Raw genomic sequence first — 15,770 nt, forward strand, 5'->3', positions numbered from 1 at the left:
GCCCCCGTCGCCGCCTACCCTCACGCCGTGTTCAACGTGACGGAGGTCCTCAAGCGGCTGGTGATCGGCCGCGCCATGCGCAGCGAGGAGCTGCACGAGACGCTGTTGCCGAAGCGGCTCGCCCTGCCGATCTTCGCCTCCGACCCGCTGTCCTCCGTGGCGTACGCGACCCAGGAGATTCTCCTCGTCCTCACCCTCGGCGGTCTGGCCTACCTGCACTTCACTCCGTGGATCGCCGCGGCGGTGGTGTTCCTGCTGGCCGTGGTGGTGCTGTCCTACCGGCAGGTCGTCGTCGCCTACCCGAGCGGCGGCGGCTCCTACGAGGTGGTGTCCACCAATCTCGGTCCGTCGGCGGGCCTGGTCGTGGCCGCCTCGCTGCTCGTCGACTACGTGATGACGGTGGCCGTGTCGGTCGCGTCCGGAGTCGACAACATCATCTCCGCCGTCCCGGAGCTGGCGGACCACCGCGTGGCGATGGCGCTGGTCTTCGTCGCGCTGCTGACCGCCGTGAACCTGCGGGGTGTACGGGAGTCGGGGCGGGCGTTCGCGGCGCCGACGTATCTCTTCATCGGCGGCGTCCTGGTCATGATCGTGACCGGTCTGATCCGCTACCTGTTCGGGGACGCACCCGTCGCCGCGTCCGCCGGATACGGCATCACGCCCGAGCCCGGCGACGCGCACCTCGCCGGTCTGGCGCTGCTGATGCTGGTGCTGCGCGCCTTCTCCTCCGGCTGTACGGCCCTGACCGGTGTCGAGGCGATCTCCAACGGCGTACCGGCCTTCCGCAGGCCCAAGCCGAAGAACGCGGCCACGACCATGGCCGCGATGGGGATCATCGCCATCACCCTGTTCGTCGGCGTGACCACACTCGCGATCGTCTCCAAGGTGCACATCGCGGACGACGCCTGCCGGCTGACCGGCCTCGGCAGCGACTGCGCGTCGTACACCCAGCGCACGGTCATCGCCCAGATCGCGGCCGCGGTCTTCGGTGGCGAGCACACGTTCGGCTTCTACGTCATCCAGGCCGCCACCGCGCTCGTCCTCATCCTCGCGGCGAACACCGCCTTCAACGGTTTCCCGCTGCTCTGCTCGATCCTGGCCCAGCACCGCTACCTGCCCCGGCAGTTGCACAACCGCGGCGACCGGCTCGCCTTCTCCAACGGCATCCTGGCCCTGGCGATCGTGGCCGGCCTGCTGCTGTGGGGTTACCACGCCAACGTCACGAGCCTCATCCACCTCTACATCCTGGGCGTGTTCACCGCCTTCACGCTGTCCCAGCTCAGCATGGTCCGCCACTGGAACCGGGACCTGCGCACGGTGCGCGACCCGGCGATCCGGCGGCGCCACCAGGTCTCCCGCGTCATCAACTCCGTGGGCGCGGTCGTCACCGCCCTCGTCCTCGTCATCGTGCTGGCCACCAAGTTCACCCAGGGCGCGTGGCTGGCCGTACTCGCCGCGTCCGTGCTGTGGATGATGATGCGCGGGATCCGCCGCCACTACGACGCCACCGCCGCCGAACTCGCGGTCACCGACCCGCGCGACGAACTCGCCCCGCCCACCCGGGTGTTCGCCATCGTCCTGGTCTCCACCGTCCACAAGCCGACCCTGCGCGCCCTGTCGTACGCCCGTGCCTCCCGCCCCGACCGCCTGGAGGCCCTCACGGTCTCGGTCGACCGGGACGAGGCCCAGGACTTGCGCCGGCGCTGGGAGGACTACGGCATCGAGGTGCCGCTGACGGTCATCGACTCGCCGTACCGGGAGGTGACGCGTCCGGTCGTCGAGTACGTCCGCTCCATCCGCCGCGACAGCCCCCGGGACATCGTCGCCGTGTTCATCCCCGAGTACGTCGTCGGCCACTGGTGGGAGAACATCCTGCACAACCAGTCCGCCCTGTGGCTCAAGAGTCGCCTGCTTTTCACCCCCGGTGTGATGGTCACCAGCGTCCCCTGGCAGCTGACGTCCTCGGCCCGCGCCGACCGCCCGGCTCCCCGCGCGCCGGGCTCGGTCCGGCGCGGCGAGCCGCAGGATCCGACGCTCGGGCGTCCCTGAACGGCAACCGCGGCTTTCACGTCCGTCCGCGTCTGCTCAGCAAAGCCAGCGCCACCAGCGTGACGCAGCCCGCGGCCTCGACGGCGAGAGTCGGCTGGACCAGGTTCGCGTCGATGGACTCCTGGAACCCGAAGAGACCGTGCGTGATGCTGACGATCAGGGCCAGCAGTGTGCCCGCCGTGAAGAGCGCTCCCAGGGTCGCGAGGACGGGCAGGAAACGGGTGGGAGTGATCAGCAGCGCCAGCGCGAGCAGCCCGGCCCCGATCGCGTTGAGCAGGAACAGCGGGCCGATCTTGTCCAGGTACCGGTAGCCGTCGTTCCAGAGGTCGAGATGGATCGCGCCCATGGCCACGGCCGTTCCCGCCGCCACCAGCCGCAGGGCGACGAGCACGACCGTGCGCTCAGTAGCCATTGCCCTGGTTCGTGTTGGTGTCGCTGCTGGGTGAGGCGCTGCCGCCCACCGTGAGCTCGGTCTTCATGCCGAGGTCCTTGTGGTGGTCGACGGGGCAGTAGACCTCGTACTTGCCGTCCTTCAGCGTGACGGTGAGGTTCGCCGACTCTCCGGGAGACAGCGTCTGCGTCTTCATCTCCGTTCCCTGTCCCTCGATCTCCATGGCGTGGTCGTGCTGACCGTCGTTCTTGACGACGAAGGTGTGGTCACCCGCCTTCACCGTCGACTGGGACAGCTCCATCTTGAAGTCGACGAGCTTCACGTCCACCTGGCTGGTTCCCGGCTTACCGCTCTGGTCCGGTGAGGACGATGTCGAGCCACCGTTGCTGTTGCCGCTTCCGCCTCCGCAGGCCACGAGGACGCCCGCCAGTGCTCCGGCGGCCAGTCCGGGCACGGCGGTCCTGCGTACGAGCGTCATGAGCGTCGTCGCCATGTCTCGGCCCTCCGTGAGAAATCGTTGCTGACCAGGGGTACGGGCGAACCGCGTCAGGGGATTTCCGGAAGGTGCCGGAACAGGCGGGAGAAAGGGGCCGGAAGGGGCGGGAGAATGGGGGCGTGACCCCGCGTGGAACCGGGGCAATCCGTTCGGCGCGGTCCGCCGTATCCACTGGTATGCGGAGATTGGGCCTACCGCTCGGGCGGGTCCCCGACGAGGCGCTGCTGGCGGGAATGGCGACGGGCGACCCGGAGATCGCCCTCGCGTTCGTCCGCCGGTTCCAGCGCATGGTCTTCGGCATCGCCATCGCCGTCGTCGGTGATCCTCAGCTCGCCGAGGACATAGCCCAGCAGGCCTTCGAGCGGGCCTGGCGTCATGGGCAGGTCTACGACTCCCGGCGGGGATCGGTGCGGACCTGGCTGGGTTCGATCACGCACAACCTGGCGATCGACGCCGTCCGCGCGCGCAGGGCGACGCCGGTCTCCCCCGAGGATCTCGACGATCTGCTCGGCCTCGTGACCCGGACGCCCGAGGAGTGGGCGCTGGCCGACGACGCGGCGGCCCGGACGCGGGCCGCGGTGGCGGACCTGCCGCCCGAGCAGGCGCGTGCCGTGGTCATGGCCGGGATCTACGGGATGACCGCACGGCAGGTCTCCGAGTACGAGGGGATCCCCCTGGGCACGGCGAAGACACGGATCAGGGCGGCGATGGGGAAGCTGCGCACGGTTCTGGAACCCGAGCGAGCCGATCATGACTGACAGGGACTGCGAGCGGCTGAGGGCCGTCGCCGAGGAACTGGCACTGGGTGTCCTCCCCGGTCAGGAGCGCTCCGAGGCCATGGCCCACCTGCAGCGCTGCCCTGGCTGCCGGGAACACGTCGAACGGCTGACACTCGTCGGCGACGGACTGCTGGCTCTGCTGCCGGGCAGCGAGCCGCCCGCCGGGTTCGAGACACGGGTGGCGCACCGGCTGGGCCTGAGCCGGCCGGCCAGTCGTCGGAGGCGGCGGCCACACGCGCTCGTCGCGGCCACGGCCGCCGCGGCGATCGCCCTCGGGTTCGGCTTCGGAGGCTGGGCCGTCGGTACCGCCATCGAGGGATCCTCGTCTCCCGCCTCGCAGAGTTCGCAGGCCACCGGTTCGGGACACGCCCTGCGCGAGGCGTCTCTGGTGACCCCCGACCACCGCCCGGTGGGACGGATCTACGCCTACACCGGCTCTCCCGGCTGGGTCTACATGACGGTCGACCTCGGCCAGGACCACCCCGGATCCGGAAACCCGTCGGGATCCGGAAACCCGTCCGGGAACGGATACCCGTCCGGGACCGGATCCGAGGCCGCGGGTCCGCGGGAGCCCTACCCGGAGTCCGGTAGGATCAGCTGCCGGCTGGAGCGGACGGACGGCACGTCGGTCCGTGTCGGGGAGTTCTCCCTGGGCGACGACGGCCGCGGCCACTGGGGAGCCCCCGCGCCGGTGGACCCGGGCACGGTGTCCGGTGCCCGGCTGCTCACGGCGGACGGCTCCGTCCTGGCCACGGCCCATTTCAGCCCACTCCAGGACCAGTGACCCGCACCGCCGCGGTCACTGGCGCCTGGCACGGCGCCCGGATCTGGCCCTGCCGAGGGCGTGGAGGTACTCCAGGGCGTCGAGGACGACGGTGTGGTCGTACCAGGCGAGCCAGCGGCCGGCCTCGACGCCAACGATCTCCAGGGCCTTGAGCTGCGCGGGAGTCAGTTCCCGCACGGGCCGCTCCAGGTGTGCGGAGACCATGCCCACGCAGACGCCGGGCGCGGCGGTCAGCGGCACGCTGTGGCACGCCCGGCTGCCCGCCCGCAGGATGGCCGACCGGGCGGCTTCGTCGAACACCGGGTCAGTGGCCACGTCCTGGACGGTCACCTGGGCGACACGTTGTGCCGCCAGCGCGCAGGCCGTGCCGTCATCGCCGACGTGCCCGAAGAAGTCGACGAAGTCCGCCGTGAGACCGGTGTGTTTCTCGATCAGCAGTCCGCCCGTCGAGCGGTCGGCGATCTGTACGTTGCCCATGTCGGTGCCGACGACGGCGAGGGTCTGGCTGAGCACCGCGCCCAGCACCTCGCCCCGGTTGGCACCCCTGCTCCGGTCGGTCTCCGCGAAGCTCAGCCCGGGCTCGGCGTGCCGGGCCCGGCGCGGAAACCACAGGGGCGCCCGCTCGTCCGGACGCGGCACGGACACCACGGCGACCGCCAGGCTGCGCAGTTTCACGTTGTACTGCTGAGAGGCCCGCTGGAGCAGGGCGAACGCGCTCTCCGCGTCCGGCAGCCCGTAGCGTTCCTGCAGCATGCCCTGGGCACGGGAGATCGTCGGGCGGCTGTGCATCCGTGCGCGGAGCTGCCGTCTCTCCTCGCGCAGCCGCTCCAGCTCCTCCCAGAGCCGCACGCGCTCCAGCTCCTCCTGGAGCTCCTCGCCGTGCGTCTCCGGCAAGGGTTCCTCGGTCATACGACATCTACCGCCTTTCTCTCGGGTCCTCGTGCCGCCCCGCAGCACCGGGCACCTCGCGCGGACGGCAGCACCGATATGGCTGCTGCCCCGTCGCGGCCGGAGTACTCCCGAAGCCCGACGCCGTCCGTCGCGTGGTGCGCTGCTGCGCGGCCCGCCCACAAGGGCTTACGGTCTCGGCATGACACTCGAACCGGAGGTGCGCGTCGCCGATGCCTCACCCGGCGCACGACCCGCGCGGATGACGTTCGCCGACCTTCTGGAACGTGCCGCGTCGCTCGTCCGCCCCGGCCACCGAGCGCTCCTCGGTGTCACAGGGAGCCCCGGCGCGGGGAAGACCACACTGGCCGAGCAACTGGTCCGGGCGCTCAACGCCGACGGGCAGCCCTGGGCGGCGCACGTGCCCATGGACGGGTTCCATCTCGCGGACGTGGAGTTGCGACGACTCGGGCGGCTGGACCGCAAGGGCGCGCCCGACACCTTCGACGCGGCCGGCTATGCCGCTCTGTTGCGCCGGCTGCGCGAGGAGGAGGACGACGTCGTGTACGCGCCGGGCTTCGAGCGCGTCCTGGAACAGCCGATCGCGGGTGCGATCCCGGTGCCGCGCACGGCCCGGCTGGTGGTCACCGAGGGGAACTACCTGCTGGTGGAGGACGGGGACTGGGCACGTGTCCGTCCCCGGCTCGACGAGGTCTGGTTCTGCGAGCTCGACGAGGCGGAACGCGTACGGCGGCTGGTGGCCCGCCACGAGGAGTTCGGCAAGGACCACGACGAGGCGGTCGCCTGGGTCCTCGGCTCGGACCAGCGCAACGCCGAGCTGGTGGCGGCGACACGGCACCGGGCGGATCTGGTCGTACCGGGGACGGCACTGCCCGACGTGGTGGTACCGGGGTCCTGACGGGGTAGCGGCGCGAGTGGTGTCGTGCCACCCCGTCCCGCAAAACGGGCTGCACCATCCGGACGGCCCCCGATAGCCTGCCGATCGTGCGTTGATCCCACGGGCGGCGTTCCGGCCGCCGCGAACGAAGTGACCGCGCCCTCCCGTACGGCGGTGAGGGCGGCCTGGCGTGTTCCCCTCCTTCGACCGCACCGGAGATCACCGCATGACACCCGAGCCTTTTCCGCTTCCCCTCACCCTTGACGCGTTCCTCGACCGTGCCACCGCCGATCCCGACGTCGTCGGGCTCGTCCTCAAGGGCTCCCACGCCCACGACGGCATGGTCACCGAGCACTCCGACCACGACCTGTACGTCGTCGTCGCCGACGGCACGGACAGCGGCCTCGTGCGGCTGCACGGTCACCGTTCCGCGGAGCTCGACCTCGTCTTCACCACGGTCGAGGAGTTCCGCCGGCTCGGCGGCCACGAGCGGTACGCGCTGGCGCGGGCCCGGGTTCTGCTCGACCGGCTCGACGGCGGCATCGCGGCGATGGTCCGCGCCAAGGGACGACTCGCCGAGGACGAGGCGTTCCGGGACGCGGCCGGCTGGCTGGACGCCTACGCCAACTCCCTCTACCGGTCGATCAAGAACGACCGCGACGGCCACCGTCTGGCCGCCCGTCTCGACGCCGCCGACGGCGTCCGCTTCCTGCTGGAGTTCCTGTTCGCCCTCGACCGGCGGCCGCGCCCGTACAACAAGTACCTGGAGTGGGAGCTGGTGCGCTTTCCCCTGCCGGGCTGGGACACGGCGGAGCTGCTCGACGCCGTGGGCCGGATCGCGTCGACCGGCGACGCGCCCCTGCAGCGACGGTTCTTCGCCCGCGTCGAGACCGTGGCGCGCGCGGCCGGTCACAGCCCCACCCTGGACGGCTGGGGCGAGGACCTGTCGCTGATGCGTCCCCCGGCCCCGCTCAGCGGTGCAGCGTCAGGACCGGTTCGCCCCGGGCATCGCCCGCCGGGTCTCCGATGACGGCGGTGAACGCCTCGGTGCGTACCGCCAGCCCGCCGGGTACGCGCTCGAAGGCGGGGGCGAAGGTGTCGCCGGGGCCGTAGCGGACCGCGAAGACGTCCAGGTCGTCCGGGGCTCCGGGCGCCGGGTCCGCCTCGAAGGCCGTGGAGGCCACGAGGTGGCTCCAGCCCTCGTCGGGGTTTCCGTAGCCGCGCGGGTCGGCGGCCAAAACGAACGCCGCCTGTTCCTGGGTGGTCTCCGAGCGGGCGTCGAAATGGTCCGGGCCCGCCGCGACCGGGTGCGTCAGGCGCAGGGGCCCCGCCGAGGACACCTCGGCCACGTCGGTCCTGCGCACGTGGTCGCCGTCGTCCGCCGCGTACGGGAGTCCGGCGAGCAGGTACGGGGTGCCGCCCAGGCGTTCGACGGCCACCGTCATCCACAGCCGGATGCCGTCCGTGACGTACAAGGACCGGACGTGGCGCAGGACGTGGTCGCGGGTGACGACCGGCTTGGTGACGAGCTTGGCGGTCAGCGTGCCGGTACGCAGGTCGCGGACCCGTACCTCGCCCATGGGGCGGCACAGCAGGAAGCCGTCGATGACCGGGCCGAAGCCGTGCTGGCGGCCCACGGCGGCGGGCAGCACGTACGTGCCCGCCGCCTCCACCAGGGACGGCGTCATCCGGCTGTCGAAGGCGACCGAGACGCTGCCCGCGCGCAGTTGGTGGCCGGCGGGTGCCGTGCCGGGAGTGCGGTGCCAGGGGGTGGTGTCCTGGATCTGCCAGACCAGCATGAACGCGAAGTGACCGTCGATCCCGCCGTCCGCCGCGACCGCGTGCCGGGCCCAGCGCGTGTCACCCCGGTAGCGGCCGAGGTCGGCGCCGACGCGGTGGCCGAAGTAGCGCAGGCCGAGGACGGACTCGAAGGCGGAGTGCTGTTCGCTGTAGCGGGGGCCTCCGACATCGAACCCGCCGGTGGTCAGGCGGGCGTCGATGTAGTGGGCCAGTGCCTCGCCGTCCTCGGCGAAGACCTCCTCACCGCTGACCAGGTGGGCCTGGGCGAGGAAGGACAGGGAGATCGGGCCGTAGTTGTTGTCGTACGCGCCGCCGTGCTCCGGGGGCAGCAGTGCGCCCCGGTCGCGGACCCGGTGGGCGCGGATCTCGTCCAGGTACAGGCTCATCGCGCGCGAGCGGACCGCCTCGGCCTCACCGGACGGAAGGTGCCCGGCGAGCATCAGACCGCCCACGACACACCCGATGGCCTGGTTTCCGGCCTCCTGCGGGTTGAAGAACGTCGCCTCGGTCAGCCAGCGCCAGTAGCCCCTGCCCAGCTCGACGAGTCCGTGGCGCTCCTCGTCGGGGAGGACGGGGTCCGCCAGGTCGACGAGGTTGACCAGCTGGAGCAGGGCCCACACCGTGCTCGGCCAGTCGCCGATGGGATGGGCGCCGGGCTCCAGGACGTACCGGGCGTACGGCAGGCCCGAGTCACGGACCCTGAGGTTCGGGTATCCGGGGTTGTCCTCGGTGAAGACCCGCTCCCGGAGGTGGAACCGGGTGCTGCGCGCGATGGCCTCCGGCAGGCGCGGGTCCTTGGTGCGCTGCCATGCGAGGGCGAGCAGGGAGGTGACGCCGAGTGAGGTGTCGCCGATGTCGTCGGCGCAGTCGGGGTGTTCGAGGTTGCCCTCCGGGGTCATCCGGGCCAGGGCCTGCTCGGTGACGTCGGCGAGGACGGCGTCGTAGGCCTCGGGGGTGTCGGGCAGGTTGTGCAGGGAGCCGCGCTGGTGGGGGAGGTGCACGCGACGGGGCGGGAGGTGCAACGGGGATCAGCCCTTCATGCCTGAGGTGGCCATGGCGTGGGTCGTGGGGGTCACACGATCGGGGTCACACGACACGTGCGGGCCGGCGGGCGCGCAGTGCGACGGTCAGTGTGTGCGGACCGAGTCCACCGACGTAGACGCGGTTCCCGGTCGTCGCATCGGTGCCGCCCACCACGGTGTAGTCCTGCCCCGGGTCGTACCGCAGTACGTCGCTCCGGTCCGGCCCGGCCGGCGGTTGGCCTGCCTCGACGTCGGCCTCGATCCGGATCTCGTCGTCACCGACCCGGTAGGTCATGGGCCCGGTCGTCAGGCACCAGCGCCCGTCGCCGATCGGTACGGCGCCCACCGGCACGCCACCCGGCCGGAAGGTCAGTTCGAGGGCCCAGGGCACCCGTGGTCCGCTGATGTCGATCCGCAGGTCGGCACCGTCCTCCCTCAGGTCCACCTCGACGCGGGTCGTGTGGGAGACCTCGTCCCGAGGCCGGTCCGGGAAGGCCATCGCGGCCGAGAAGCGTCCCTCGTCCGCCATACGGTAGGCGCCGTCGTCCCGGCGCCGGCCCGGCGGGAGCGGCTGGTAGTAGGCGGCCGACAGGGTTTCGGTGAGCCGGTACCGGTTGTCGGCAAGCTGTCGCATGTCGGCGGCGCGGAACGGGCCCAGGTCGAAGAAGCCTCGTGAGAGGCGGACCGCGTCGAGGACCGCGTCGCCGGCGAACAGCCGCAGGAAGGTGGGATTGCAGGCGAGGCCCGAGCGGATGCGCCGGTGCTCGGGAACGTCGGAGCCTCCGTACACCACCGTGTGCGCGGTGCCCGAGGCGCGTGCCGCGAGGCGCGCGGTGGTGATGTACCGGTCGCGCGGAAGTGTCTCCGCGGCCGGGGCCGGCAGGACGCGGCACAGGTCCGGCGTGAGCTGGGTCTGGGCGAGCAGGTCGGGGTCGTCGATGCCGCCCGCGGCCGCCAGCCGCGCCGCCCTGCCGAAGTCGCCCCGGCCGGTGCGGACCGCGAGCAGCCGGTAGTGCGGCAGGTAGGGCGCCAGCGGGAACGGGCGGTTCTGGTCCTGCCGTCGCGAGTGGACGGTCTCCACCGTGCCGTCCGGCCGGATGAGGTCCAGGGTGGTGGCGAGATTGTGTTCGACGGCGTCCACCAGGTCGACGCGGCCGAGCACGTCGGCCAGCAGCAGCAGCGAAGGGTTGGACACGTGCGCCGCGTAGTTGGCGCTCCGTTCCGAGTACAGACCCTCCGCGTCGATGTCGACGCCCTCGGCGAGCCACTCCTCGACGCGGTCGAGCAGCCGGTCGTCCGGGAACGACCGGTGCAGCCGGGCCAGCGCCGCGCACAGTTCCCAACGGTGGTTCGGGGTGTGCACCCCACCGGTCAGGAGACTGCCGGTGGCGGCGCCGGCGATCTCGGCGAGCGCGGCCGTGACATCGCGCAGTTCCGGCCCCGCGCCGGCGGCGAGGACGTGCGCGTCGCACACGTCGTTGACGGTGAACGCGGAGTCCGGCGGTGACTGCACGTTGTCGCCGCCGGCGAAGAGGCCGGTGGTGGTCTGCGCGGCCAGGAGGGCGCGGAGGTGGTTCAGCGCGGCGGCGACGGCCTGCCCGCTGCCGTGCAGTGCCGAGTCCGGGGACCGGTACGCCGCGACCAGGGTCTTCACCCGGCGTGCCAGAGCGCGGTGGGGCACCCCGGTGGGTTCCTCGTCGGGGCCGGCCGCCAGGGGGGCGGCCAGCCGGTCGGCGGCGCCGGCCACCGCGCGGACGAACTCGTGGTCGAACAAATGGTCGAGCGGGGCGGGCACGGTCAGTCCTTCAGTCCGGCATTGATGTCGGCGCCCATGACGTAGCGCTGGAAGACCAGGAAGATGGCGATCAGCGGGATCATGGAGATGACCGACGCGCCGAGCAGGACCGACCAGTTGATGTTCTGCGCGCCGACGATGCTCTGGATACCGATCTGCACGGTGAACTTGTTGGGGTCGTTGAGCATCAGCAGCGGCCAGATGTAGTCGTTCCACCGCCACTGGAAGGACAGGATGGCGAGGGTCAGCATGATGGGCCGGGACAGCGGCACCATGATCCGCAGGAAGATCGACAGTTCGCGGGCGCCGTCGATGCGCGCGGCCTCCACGAGTTCGTCGGGAACCGTCAGGAAGAACTGGCGGAACATGAAGCATCCGGTCGCGGTGAGCACAGCCGGGAGGATGATGCCGGCGAACGAGTTGTAGAGGCCGAGGTCGCGGACCACCAGGAACTCCGGGGCAAGCATGACCTCGGACGGCAGCATCGTGGTGGCCAGAATGCAGATGAAGAAGACCTTGAGCCACTTGTTGTCGTACTTGGCCAGCGCGTACCCGGTGCAGCAGCTGACACCCACCGTGAGGATCGTGGTGATCACGCACACGATGGCCGTGTTGATGAAGTACTGGGAGAAGTTGGCGCTGTCCCACGCTGCCTTGAAACCCGACAGAGTGGGGTTGTGCGGAACCAGCGTCAGCGGATAGGAGAACAGGTCGCTGGCCGGCTTGAAGGAGCTGAGGATGAACCACAGCACCGGCAATCCGTACAGGCACGCCAGGATCCACAGCAGTGTCGTCGCGGACACCGCCTGCCGGAGCCCACCGCTGGCCGCCCCCCGGGGCCGCTTCTTGGAGACGGCTCGTCCGGGACCGGCGTCGGCCGGGCGTGGCATGTCTGTGGTTGTCATCGGTTCTCCACCCGCCGGTTGACGATCAGCTGGATGATCGCGACGGCCATCAGGATGAGCATGAGCACGAACGACGCGGCGCTCGCGTAGCCGATCTGGCCCCGTTTGAAGCCGGTCTCATAGATGTACTGGACCAGCAGGTTGTTCGACGTTCCAGGTCCGCCGTTGTTGAGGGCGACGAACACCGGGTACTCCTTCATCGCGTTGATCGTGTTGAGCAGGATGACGATGAACGAGGTGGGCGCGATGCTCGGCAGCGTGATGCTGATGAACTGGCGCCACGGACCGGCGCCGTCGAGCGCGGCCGCCTCGTAGTACGACACCGGTACGTTCTTGATCGCCGCGATGAACAGCAGCATCGAGAAGCCCGTCCACGCCCAGGACGCCGCCATCACCACCACCAGCAGCGACAGGTCCGCGTTCGACTGCCACGGAACCTCGTGCCCGCCGAGCTTCTCGATGACGTAGTTGACCAGTCCGAAGTTCTCACCGAACAGCCACCGCCACAGGACACCCACGACGATGGGCGACAGAAGCCACGGGATGAAGAAGACGACGCGGGCGACCGACGCGCCCTTGGCGTGCTTGCTCACCACCACGTTGGCGATGAGCAGCGAGAACGCGAAGTTCAGCGGGACGAAGAGCACGGCGTACAGCAGCGTCCGGGACAGCGCGTCGTAGAAGGTGGAGTCCCCGAACAGGTTCTGGTAGTTGTCCAGTCCGACGAACTGGAACACTCCCACGCCCGTGTAGTTCGTGAAGGAGTAGACGAGCCCGATCACCGCCGGCCAGACGAAGAACAGCGCGAAGAGCACGACGTTGGCCGCGATGAGGACGAGGGGCGCAAGGGTGTACTTACTGCGTCTCCTGGGCGGGCTCGCGGACACGTCCGAGGCGCGTTTGGTCATCTTCCTGACTCCGTGCTGGTGGAAGGGATTCCTGTGGGCTCACGCCATGAGCCCGGCATCACGTGGGCGCCAGGGCCGGGCGGCGGAGTCGAGACGCCGCCGTCCGGCCCTGTGGCCTACGATCAGCCGCCGACCTGCTGGTTGTAGCCGGCCACGATGTTCTGCAGGGCCTTGTCGGCCGACTGCTGGCCGTTGATCGCCTTGCCGAGCTCCGTCTTGGTCGGGTCCTCGGTGAGGCTCTTGCCCTTCAGCACCCAGTTCGTCTGCGCGCCGTTGAAGTAGCCGGAGATCGGGTCGTAGAGCGGGATCGACTCGTTGTACAGCTTGAACGCCGCCTGCGCCGCCTCGGACTTGAAGGGGTACTTCGGGTCCAGACCGCTCTCGACCGGCAGGAACCCGGACGCCTCACACAGCTTCTGGTAGTTGGCCGGCTCGTACAGCCAGGACAGGAACTTCTTCGCGGCGGCGGAGGCGTCGGCGTTGTTGTTGAAGCCCACGGTCATGCCGCCGCTGTTGACGTCGCTGGCCTGCACCGGCTGGGCGGGGGTCGGGACGCTCGCCCACTCGAACTTCTTGATGCTGTCCGCGAAGGCGGGAACCTGCCACACGCCGGACCAGTAGGCGACCACGTTACCGCTCTGGAACATGGCCGCCGGGTCGGCGCCGCTGGTCCACACCGACTTCGGCATGATCTTGTCGTCGTTCAGTCCGACGAAGTACTTCACGGCCTTCTTGGTGGCCGCGTCAACCGAGAACTTGCCGGAGGAGTCCGCGTGGACGTACTTCCCGCCCATCTCGTACACCATGGCGCGCAGCCGGGACGGCGACTGGTCGAACGTGAGGGAGTACTTGGCGCCGGTCTTCGCGCGGACCTTGTTCGCCGCCTTGATGAAGTCGGTCCAGGTCCAGGTCTTCTGGGGCGAGGTCGGGAAGGAGACGCCGGCCTTCTCGAAGAGCGTCTTGTTGATGAACATGCCGGACGCGGTGACGTCCGAGGGGATGGACAGCACCTTCCCGGACGAGTCCTTGGCGAGGAAGTTGGCGTTGATGTTGTTGCTCTTCTTGTTGGCGATGGAGCTGAGGTCGATCAGCTTGTTCGACCAGATCGGGTCCAGCGCCGGCACGGCGGCCACGTCGGGCAGGGAGTTCGCCTGCGCGGCGTTGTGCAGCTTCGTCGTGTAGCCGTCGTAGGGGATGTTGACGAGCTTGACCTTGACGCCCGTCTCCTTCTTGTACTCCGCCACCATCTTCTTCCAGCCCGCGTCCTGCCCCGGAACCGTGGAGATCCAGAACGTCAGCGACTTGGAGCTGCCGCCCGAGCCGGAGTCCGACCCCCCGCAGGCGGAGAGCAGAAGGGCACCTGCCGTGGCCACGGCAGCGAGGGGAACCACGCGGCGTATGCCGCCGCTGAGTCGGCGGGAGCGCCGCACACCCACACTGGTCATTTTTGATCCCTTTTCGTCGTACTGGACGGAGCACGGCGCCAGCCAAGGTGGCACGGGTGCACTTTGAAGGAAATTTCGCTTTCCGGGGGCACGGCCTCGCCCGGCCGCATCGCCTTGACGGGTGGGGTCCCCGGCCATGACGGCCGATGTCGCACAAGCACGCCCTCGTGCGGCTGCCGTACTTCACGTACGGTCGGGAGGCTCACCCGGAGTCGACGTCCCGGCCGACTCAGAAAGCGCTTGTCCGGACATTGGCAGAAGCCGGCGGAGTCCGTCAATGCTTGGCCGGCACCCCATCGGTCACGTTTTGGACTCCCCGGGCCACGGCCAGCTCGGTGGCCCCTACAACGGTGCCGCTGTCGCCGAGGGCGCTGCTCACGACCTCCGTGGGCCAGCTCAGCCGGGCCAGTTCCGCCCGGACCCCGGGCAGGAGCTGCGGGTTCGATCCGACGTCGCCGCCGAGGATGATCAGGCCGGGGTCGAGGACGGCCGTCGCCGCGGCGGCGAGCCGGCCGACGTCGGCGGCATGGCGGCCGACGACGGCGCGGGCTCTGACATGTCCGGCGTCAGCGAGGGCGAAGAGCCGCCCGGGGCTCCGGGGACGCGGACCGTCGCCGTCCTGCCAGGCGTCCGCCGCCCGGCGCATCAGGGAGCGCGCGCCCAGGTGCTCCTCCAGCCCCTCGTGGCGTGGCTCGCGGCCCTCGTCCCACGGGTAGGGAAGCCGGGCCACCTCTCCGGCGGCGTGGTTCGCTCCGCGCAGCACCTGGCCGCCGATGACGACGCCGAGGCCGATGCCCACGCCGATCCGCAGGTAGCCGAAGGTGTCGCGGCCGCGGGCGGCGCCCTCGTGCAGCTCGGCGAGCGCGGCGCAGTTGACGTTGTTCTCGAGGTGGACGGGCGCTCCGGGCGGCAGGGCGACGGCCATGGCGTCGAAGGCGGGACCGGCCTTGGCGGTCGCCGGGCGCTCCCCCGCGCCCTCCCGGTCCTGTGTGGTGACGTCGCCGACGGCGACGACGACGGCTCGGAGCGGGGCACCTGCCGGGAGCTCCGCGAGGACCTTGGAGACGACCGCGGCGGCATCCGGCCGGGAGCCGGTGCCCTGGGCGAGCAGGGTGCCGTCCAGGGCGCAGCCGCGCACCTGGGTGCGGCTGGGGCCGAGGTCGACTGCGAGCACGGCGCCGGCGGCGGGGCCCAGGGCGTAGACGGCGGCGGAGCGACCGGTGCCGCCGGAGACCGTGCCCGAGCAGGCGGCGAGTCCGGCGGCCTCGAGCTCGGCCACGACGGAGGAGACGGTCGGTTTGGAAAGGCCCGCCCCGGCCGCCAGTTGGGGGCGGGTGGCCGTGCCCGCCGCGGCCAGCACGGCGAACACCGCGCGGGCGCTCTCGCTCAGGTTCATGGTCTCCCCAGTCGTACCGCGGCGATCGGGCCGCAACGGGTTCGTTCGGCATCCGTCTCCGAACCGCTTGACGCACCCTAATTCGTTAGTTAATTTCCTAACGAAGTCAAGCGGTACTCGCCTGCCGCATCCAGCAGAGGCCCGTCCCGGGGCTTCCCGAGCACTTCCGAAACCTGTGTGTCCAGGCACGGTTCGCCCACCGTCGCAAGCGTTC

Annotated in this window: 14 protein-coding genes; 5 read left to right on the top strand and 9 right to left on the bottom strand. The window is 70.5% G+C overall.

All coding sequences use genetic code 11. The features are described from left to right. The first annotated feature begins 27 nt into the window (after positions 1-27). Positions 28-2,049, top strand: a complete 2,022-nt coding sequence (locus tag AB0959_RS35515) for an APC family permease (RefSeq protein ID WP_366830858.1) — start codon at positions 28-30, stop codon at positions 2,047-2,049. Between the two features lie 16 nt (positions 2,050-2,065). Here the strand turns inward: AB0959_RS35515 and AB0959_RS35520 are convergent, their stop codons facing one another. Together AB0959_RS35520 and AB0959_RS35525 are read right to left on the bottom strand one after the other, a co-directional pair. After that, complete coding sequence (locus AB0959_RS35520; RefSeq protein ID WP_366830859.1) at positions 2,066-2,461, bottom strand: hypothetical protein; 396 nt, start codon at positions 2,459-2,461, stop codon at positions 2,066-2,068. Further along, positions 2,451-2,933, bottom strand: coding sequence for a cupredoxin domain-containing protein (locus AB0959_RS35525; RefSeq protein ID WP_366830860.1), 483 nt, complete (start codon positions 2,931-2,933; stop codon positions 2,451-2,453). Before AB0959_RS35525 ends, AB0959_RS35520 begins: the two co-directional genes overlap by 11 nt. A 179-nt stretch (positions 2,934-3,112) precedes the next feature. Between AB0959_RS35525 and AB0959_RS35530 the strand changes: the two genes are divergently transcribed. Together AB0959_RS35530 and AB0959_RS35535 are read left to right on the top strand one after the other, a co-directional pair. Beyond that, the gene (locus AB0959_RS35530; RefSeq protein ID WP_366830861.1) at positions 3,113-3,694 is read left to right on the top strand and encodes an RNA polymerase sigma factor; all 582 of its coding nucleotides are present in this window, start codon (positions 3,113-3,115) and stop codon (positions 3,692-3,694) included. Then, complete coding sequence (locus AB0959_RS35535; RefSeq protein ID WP_366830862.1) at positions 3,687-4,499, top strand: hypothetical protein; 813 nt, start codon at positions 3,687-3,689, stop codon at positions 4,497-4,499. Before AB0959_RS35530 ends, AB0959_RS35535 begins: the two co-directional genes overlap by 8 nt. A gap of 15 nt (positions 4,500-4,514) precedes the next feature. On the opposite strand, the gene AB0959_RS35540 is transcribed toward AB0959_RS35535, so the two are convergent. After that, positions 4,515-5,408, bottom strand: coding sequence for an ANTAR domain-containing protein (locus tag AB0959_RS35540; protein WP_366830863.1), 894 nt, complete (start codon positions 5,406-5,408; stop codon positions 4,515-4,517). A gap of 241 nt (positions 5,409-5,649) precedes the next feature. Here AB0959_RS35540 and AB0959_RS35545 point away from each other — a divergent pair, with 241 nt between their 5' ends. After that, positions 5,650-6,306, top strand: coding sequence for a nucleoside/nucleotide kinase family protein (locus AB0959_RS35545; RefSeq protein WP_366830886.1), 657 nt, complete (start codon positions 5,650-5,652; stop codon positions 6,304-6,306). Positions 6,307-6,511: 205 nt separating this feature from the next. Further along, the gene (locus AB0959_RS35550) at positions 6,512-7,315 is read left to right on the top strand and encodes a hypothetical protein (protein ID WP_366830864.1); all 804 of its coding nucleotides are present in this window, start codon (positions 6,512-6,514) and stop codon (positions 7,313-7,315) included. Here AB0959_RS35550 and AB0959_RS35555 read toward each other — a convergent pair. From AB0959_RS35555 to AB0959_RS35580, 6 genes are all read right to left on the bottom strand, one after another. Next, positions 7,257-9,086, bottom strand: a complete 1,830-nt coding sequence (locus AB0959_RS35555) for a hypothetical protein (RefSeq protein ID WP_366830865.1) — start codon at positions 9,084-9,086, stop codon at positions 7,257-7,259. The two genes, AB0959_RS35550 and AB0959_RS35555, sit on opposite strands and share 59 nt — an antisense overlap. Before the next feature lie 85 nt (positions 9,087-9,171). Further along, entirely contained in the window at positions 9,172-10,902 is a 1,731-nt protein-coding gene (locus tag AB0959_RS35560) for a hypothetical protein (protein ID WP_366830866.1), read from the bottom strand. A gap of 2 nt (positions 10,903-10,904) precedes the next feature. Beyond that, positions 10,905-11,807: a carbohydrate ABC transporter permease gene (locus tag AB0959_RS35565; protein WP_366830867.1), complete on the bottom strand. Its 903-nt coding sequence runs from the start codon at positions 11,805-11,807 to the stop codon at positions 10,905-10,907. Then, positions 11,804-12,715, bottom strand: a complete 912-nt coding sequence (locus AB0959_RS35570) for a sugar ABC transporter permease (protein ID WP_366830868.1) — start codon at positions 12,713-12,715, stop codon at positions 11,804-11,806. The genes AB0959_RS35565 and AB0959_RS35570 overlap by 4 nt, the downstream gene beginning before the upstream one ends. Positions 12,716-12,837: 122 nt before the next feature. Then, positions 12,838-14,160 carry a sugar ABC transporter substrate-binding protein gene (locus tag AB0959_RS35575; RefSeq protein ID WP_366830869.1) on the bottom strand — a complete coding sequence of 441 codons (1,323 nt, stop codon included), beginning with the start codon at positions 14,158-14,160 and terminating at the stop codon, positions 12,838-12,840. 274 nt (positions 14,161-14,434) lie between these two features. Then, entirely contained in the window at positions 14,435-15,556 is a 1,122-nt protein-coding gene (locus AB0959_RS35580; RefSeq protein ID WP_366830870.1) for an ROK family protein, read from the bottom strand. Between the last annotated feature and the right edge of the window lie 214 nt (positions 15,557-15,770).

The sequence above is a fragment of the Streptomyces sp. NPDC046862 genome (assembly GCF_040704615.1).
Classification (GTDB): Bacteria; Actinomycetota; Actinomycetes; order Streptomycetales; family Streptomycetaceae; genus Streptomyces.

What these genes read in the sequence shown, in the direction of transcription:
- AB0959_RS35520 (WP_366830859.1), bottom strand. Translation starts at nt 2,461, where the DNA reads ATGGCTACTGAGCGCACGGTCGTGCTCGTCGCCCTGCGGCTGGTGGCG.
- AB0959_RS35525 (WP_366830860.1), bottom strand. Translation starts at nt 2,933, where the DNA reads ATGGCGACGACGCTCATGACGCTCGTACGCAGGACCGCCGTGCCCGGA.
- AB0959_RS35530 (WP_366830861.1), top strand. Translation starts at nt 3,113, where the DNA reads ATGCGGAGATTGGGCCTACCGCTCGGGCGGGTCCCCGACGAGGCGCTG.
- AB0959_RS35535 (WP_366830862.1), top strand. Translation starts at nt 3,687, where the DNA reads ATGACTGACAGGGACTGCGAGCGGCTGAGGGCCGTCGCCGAGGAACTG.
- AB0959_RS35540 (WP_366830863.1), bottom strand. Translation starts at nt 5,408, where the DNA reads ATGACCGAGGAACCCTTGCCGGAGACGCACGGCGAGGAGCTCCAGGAG.
- AB0959_RS35545 (WP_366830886.1), top strand. Translation starts at nt 5,650, where the DNA reads ATGACGTTCGCCGACCTTCTGGAACGTGCCGCGTCGCTCGTCCGCCCC.
- AB0959_RS35550 (WP_366830864.1), top strand. Translation starts at nt 6,512, where the DNA reads ATGACACCCGAGCCTTTTCCGCTTCCCCTCACCCTTGACGCGTTCCTC.
- AB0959_RS35565 (WP_366830867.1), bottom strand. Translation starts at nt 11,807, where the DNA reads ATGACAACCACAGACATGCCACGCCCGGCCGACGCCGGTCCCGGACGA.
- AB0959_RS35570 (WP_366830868.1), bottom strand. Translation starts at nt 12,715, where the DNA reads ATGACCAAACGCGCCTCGGACGTGTCCGCGAGCCCGCCCAGGAGACGC.
- AB0959_RS35575 (WP_366830869.1), bottom strand. Translation starts at nt 14,160, where the DNA reads ATGACCAGTGTGGGTGTGCGGCGCTCCCGCCGACTCAGCGGCGGCATA.
- AB0959_RS35580 (WP_366830870.1), bottom strand. Translation starts at nt 15,556, where the DNA reads ATGAACCTGAGCGAGAGCGCCCGCGCGGTGTTCGCCGTGCTGGCCGCG.